The 4,130-nt window shown below is 67.4% G+C and carries 6 protein-coding genes; all 6 read right to left on the bottom strand.

Going from position 1 to position 4,130, the window contains the following annotated elements; genetic code table 11:
- Nucleotides 1-1,087, bottom strand: a 1,087-nt coding sequence (locus ACK41X_RS22920) for an alpha-hydroxy-acid oxidizing protein (protein WP_409728471.1), incomplete at its 3' end; no start/stop codon positions are given.
- 52 nt (nt 1,088-1,139) lie between these two features.
- Entirely contained in the window at nt 1,140-2,129 is a 990-nt protein-coding gene (gene thiL, locus ACK41X_RS22915; protein ID WP_409728468.1) for a thiamine-phosphate kinase, read from the bottom strand.
- Nucleotides 2,130-2,152: 23 nt separating this feature from the next.
- Nucleotides 2,153-2,650 carry a transcription antitermination factor NusB gene (gene nusB, locus ACK41X_RS22910; protein WP_409728465.1) on the bottom strand — a complete coding sequence of 166 codons (498 nt, stop codon included), beginning with the start codon at nt 2,648-2,650 and terminating at the stop codon, nt 2,153-2,155.
- Nucleotides 2,647-3,159, bottom strand: coding sequence for a 6,7-dimethyl-8-ribityllumazine synthase (ribH, locus tag ACK41X_RS22905; protein WP_409728462.1), 513 nt, complete (start codon nt 3,157-3,159; stop codon nt 2,647-2,649). Before ribH ends, nusB begins: the two co-directional genes overlap by 4 nt.
- Before the next feature lie 57 nt (nt 3,160-3,216).
- Nucleotides 3,217-3,825: a riboflavin synthase gene (locus ACK41X_RS22900; RefSeq protein ID WP_409728459.1), complete on the bottom strand. Its 609-nt coding sequence runs from the start codon at nt 3,823-3,825 to the stop codon at nt 3,217-3,219.
- Nucleotides 3,826-4,130: RibD family protein (locus ACK41X_RS22895; RefSeq protein ID WP_409728456.1), on the bottom strand; the 305-nt coding region annotated here is incomplete at its 5' end. It lies immediately after the preceding gene.

Below are 4,130 nucleotides of genomic sequence, written 5' to 3'. Positions count from 1 at the left end.
CGTACAGGAACGCCCGCCCGGCGAGTGCCGCCTGCGCCCCAAGCGCCACCGCGCGCACTGCGTCGAGCCCGGACCGGACGCCGCTGTCGAACAGCACCGTCGCCTTGCTCCCGACCGCCCGGACCACCGCCGGCAGCACGTCGATCGCCGCGGGTGCGGCTTCCAGCTGACGGCCGCCGTGATTGGAGACCTGAACGCCATCGAGCCCGATCGCGACCGCCGTCTCGGCGTCGGCGGGATGCATCACGCCCTTGATGACCATCGGGCCATTCCAGACGTCGCGATAGCGCTTCAGCTCCTCGAAGGTGAAGGCGCCGCCGACCTCGCTTTGCGCGAACCAGGCAATATCGGCATTGCCAGCGTTCTCCCCGCAATACGGCGCAAGGCAGGGAAAGCCCGGTTGACCGTTCTGCAGCAGCGCCTGCATCCAGCCCGGCGACACCGCGGCCTCCATGATCGTGCGCAGCGTCGGACGGAACGGCAGTGTCAGACCGTTGCGCAGCTCGCCGGGACGCTTGGCCCGGCCGGGCGTATCGACGGTCATCACCAGCACATGCACGCCGGCGTCCTGCGCGCGGCGGACCAGATCGAAGCCGACGCGGTGGTCGTCGCGCGCAAGCCGGTAAAGCTGAAACCAGACGACGTCCGGCGCAAGCGCCGCGGCCTCTTCCAGCGCGATGCCGCTCACCGTACCCGCGGTGTAGGGAATACGGGCGCGCTGCGCCGCGCGCGCCAGATGCCGCTCGGCGCCCGGCCAGAACACGCTCTGCAGGCCCATCGGGGCGATGCCGAGAGGCGCCGCATAATGCCGGCCGAACAGCGTCACATCGGTCGCGACCGGTCCCTTATCGGCGCCGATGCGCGGCACCAGCTCGATGGCATCCAGCGCATCGGCGTTGCGTTCGACGCCGAGATTCTGTCCATTCCCGCCCGCAACGGTTTCGTAGCCGAGCGAGGGGATGCGCCGCGCCGAGGCTTTTCGCAAATCCTCGACGGTCGGGAACCGCCGACGCAATTGCGCCTCGCGCGAATTGCCGGCCACGCCCCAGCCGGTCGGAGCCCCCTTCACTGCCGTGCGGTCGTGCATGTCGCGTTTTCTCCCTGCCGCACTATAGCGCGACCGGAACATCGCAGCAGCGTCAGAAATGGCTGAACGAATCGCGCGCGAATGTCAGCAATGCGCCATCGACATCGATCAGTTGCGGCGGCTCGCGGCCTGCGACGATCTCCCCGATCTCGGTCACGGCGATGCCCGCGGCCCGCGCTCCATCACGAAATGCGGCAACCTTGTCCCGAGACACCGAAGCCAGAATTTCGTAATCGTCACCGCCGGTCGCGATCGCTTCGATCAGGCCGGGCGCGGCCTTAAACGCTTTGGCCGCTGCGGCCGACAGCGGCAGGCGCGCCACCCCGATCCGCGCCGAAACACCCGACGCGCCGCATAGCTTTGCCAGATCGCCCACAAGCCCGTCCGATACGTCCATCGCGGCGGAGGCCAGCATTCGCACCGCATCCGCCATGGCGTTGCGCGGTTGCGGCACGCGATAGCGTCCCACGAGATGCGCGGCATCGTCGTCGTCGAGCGACCATTGCGCGGCGAGTTCAGGCTCCAGCAACAGCCGAAGTCCGAGCGCGCTGTCGCCGACCGTGCCGGTGATCATGACGATGTCTCCCGGTCCCGCGCCGGCGCGCCGGACCATGCTGCCGCGCGGCAGAACCCCGAAGGCGGTGATCGACGCCCAGAGCGGACCGTCGGTACGGACCGTATCGCCACCAAGCAGCGAACAGGCGAACAAGTCGCAATCCGAATGCAGGGCAGCCGCGAAGGGATGCAGAAAGTCATCGCCGGTTGATTCCGGCAGAGCGAGAGTCAACAGGCAGCCGGCGGGACGCGCGCCCTTGGCGGCAAGATCGGACAGATTCACCCGCAACGCCTTGCGCGCCACCGTGTCCGGGGGATCGCCGGGCAGAAAATGGATACCCGATACGATGGCGTCGGTGGTGAGCACGAGGTCGTGGCCTTCGGGAGGGGCATAGGCGGCAGCGTCGTCGGTGAGGCCGAGCGCGCCGGGCGCAGTCGCCAGCGGCTTGAAATACTTGGCGATCAGTTCGTCTTCGCCCGATGGCATGCGCCCGTCACCCCGATTGCGATCTATCGAGACGCGCCGAACTCCCCCGCGCGCGCCGCACGCGCCAGCATGTCGAGCACGGCATTGACCATCCCGGTTTCGTCGCGGTCGACGAAGGCGTTCGCGACATCGACATATTCCGACACGATCACGCGCGCGGGAATATCCTTGCGGCTTTCCAGTTCGAAGGCCCCCGCACGCAACACCGCGCGCACCAGCGCCTCCACCCGCTTCAGCGGCCAGCCCTTGGTCAACGCCTGGTCGATCGCGGGATCGAGCCTGCGCTGGTCGGCGACGACGCCGCGCACGATGTCGCGGAACAGATTTGCGTCGGCGGGCAGATACTTGTCGCCTTCGACCTCGCCGCCAAGCCAGTGGCTTTCGAACTCGGCGAGAATCTCGTTCAGGTCGGTCCCGGCGATGTCCATCTGGTAGAGCGCCTGAACAGCGGCGAGCCGGGCCGCGCCGCGCCGATTGGCCTTGCGCTCGTCCTTGCTCTCGGGATTGCGGGAACCGCTCATCGCCTGGCCTTTGTGAGGCCGCGCTTGAGGCCGATCAGCGCGAGCGCCGCCTGGGCAGCGCCGCCGCCCTTGTTGCCTTCGGCAACGCGCGCCCGGGCCCAGGCCTGCGCCTCGGTATCGACGGTGAGGATACCATTGCCGATGGGAATTTTGCGCGCGATCGACACGTCCATCAGTCCGCGCGCCGACTGCTCCGACACGATTTCGAAATGAAATGTCTCACCCAGGATCACGCAGCCGAGCCCAACGGCCCCGTCATAGGGCTTTTTGCGCGCTGTCGCGGCATCGAGCGCAATCGCCAGCGCTGTCGGAATTTCGAGCGCGCCGGGGACGGTGATGGTGTCATATGTTGCGCCCGCCTGGTCCAGCGTCCGGGTTGCCCCCAGGAGAAGCTCATCGGCAAGCGCCTCGTAATAGCGCGCCTCGACGATCAGGATGCGCGCTCCCTTCAGACTCGCACCCGTCCTGTCGCCCGCTTTTTCACTCTTGCCCTGCCGCGGCCCGGCCATCTGATCGTTCTCCGTTGGCGCGTCACTAACTACAGGCCGCGCGCCGCTGCAAGCGCGCTATGTGCGCGTTTCCAGAAGGCGCGCCGCATAGCGCGCCATCATATCGACCTCGAGATGCACGGCGGTTGCGGGCTGCCAGGCATTCAGTGTCGTGACGTGCAGCGTATGCGGAATGATCAGGACCGAGAAAGCGTTGCCCTCGACCTCGTTGACCGTCAGCGACACGCCGTCGAGCGCGACCGACCCCTTCTTTGCGATGAAACGCGACAGCGGCTCCGGCGCACCGAGCCGGAACCGCACCTGGTCGGTGAGGTCTTCGCGCGCCAGAACCGACGCAATGCCGTCGACGTGACCGGTGACGATATGACCGCCCAGTTCATCGCCGATCTTCAGCGACCGCTCCAGATTGAGCCGCGTGCCGGCCGTCCAGGCCTCCGCATTGGTGAGCGCGGCGGTTTCGGCCGCGACATCGACGGCAAACCAGGTGCGGTTGCCGACAAGCCCGGTCTTGACCACAGTCAGGCAGATTCCGGAGCAGGCGATCGACGCGCCGATATCGATTGAAGCTCGCTCGTAACCGCAGGCGATGACGATGCGGCGCAGCCCATCCGCTTTCGGCTCGGCCGCCGTGACTTCGCCGATATCGGTGACGATGCCTGTAAACATCTAGCGCCGCCCGTGCCGCTCGTAGTGAAAATGACTGTCGCCGCCGACAGTCTCGTTGCCGGTCAGTGCGAGGTCCGGCGCTTCCGTTAGTGCGTTGAGCGGAAGTCCGTCAAGCGCGTCGATCCCGCCCGACCCGATCGTGGCGGTGCCGCGCAGAAGCCATGCCTCGTCAACGAGGCCGGCGCGCAGCAGCGATGCCGCAACCTTGGGCCCGCCTTCCACCATCAGGCGCGTGATGCCGCGTTCGCAAAGCGCGCGCAGAACGGCCGGCAAGTCGAGGCCTTGCGGGCCGCCCTCGCCCCGGA

This window comes from Pseudorhodoplanes sp., from assembly GCF_046289595.1.
Taxonomy (GTDB): Bacteria; Pseudomonadota; Alphaproteobacteria; order Rhizobiales; family Xanthobacteraceae; genus Pseudorhodoplanes.
Note: the sequence above shows the minus strand (reverse complement) of the source record. Positions and strands in the feature narration are given on the sequence as shown.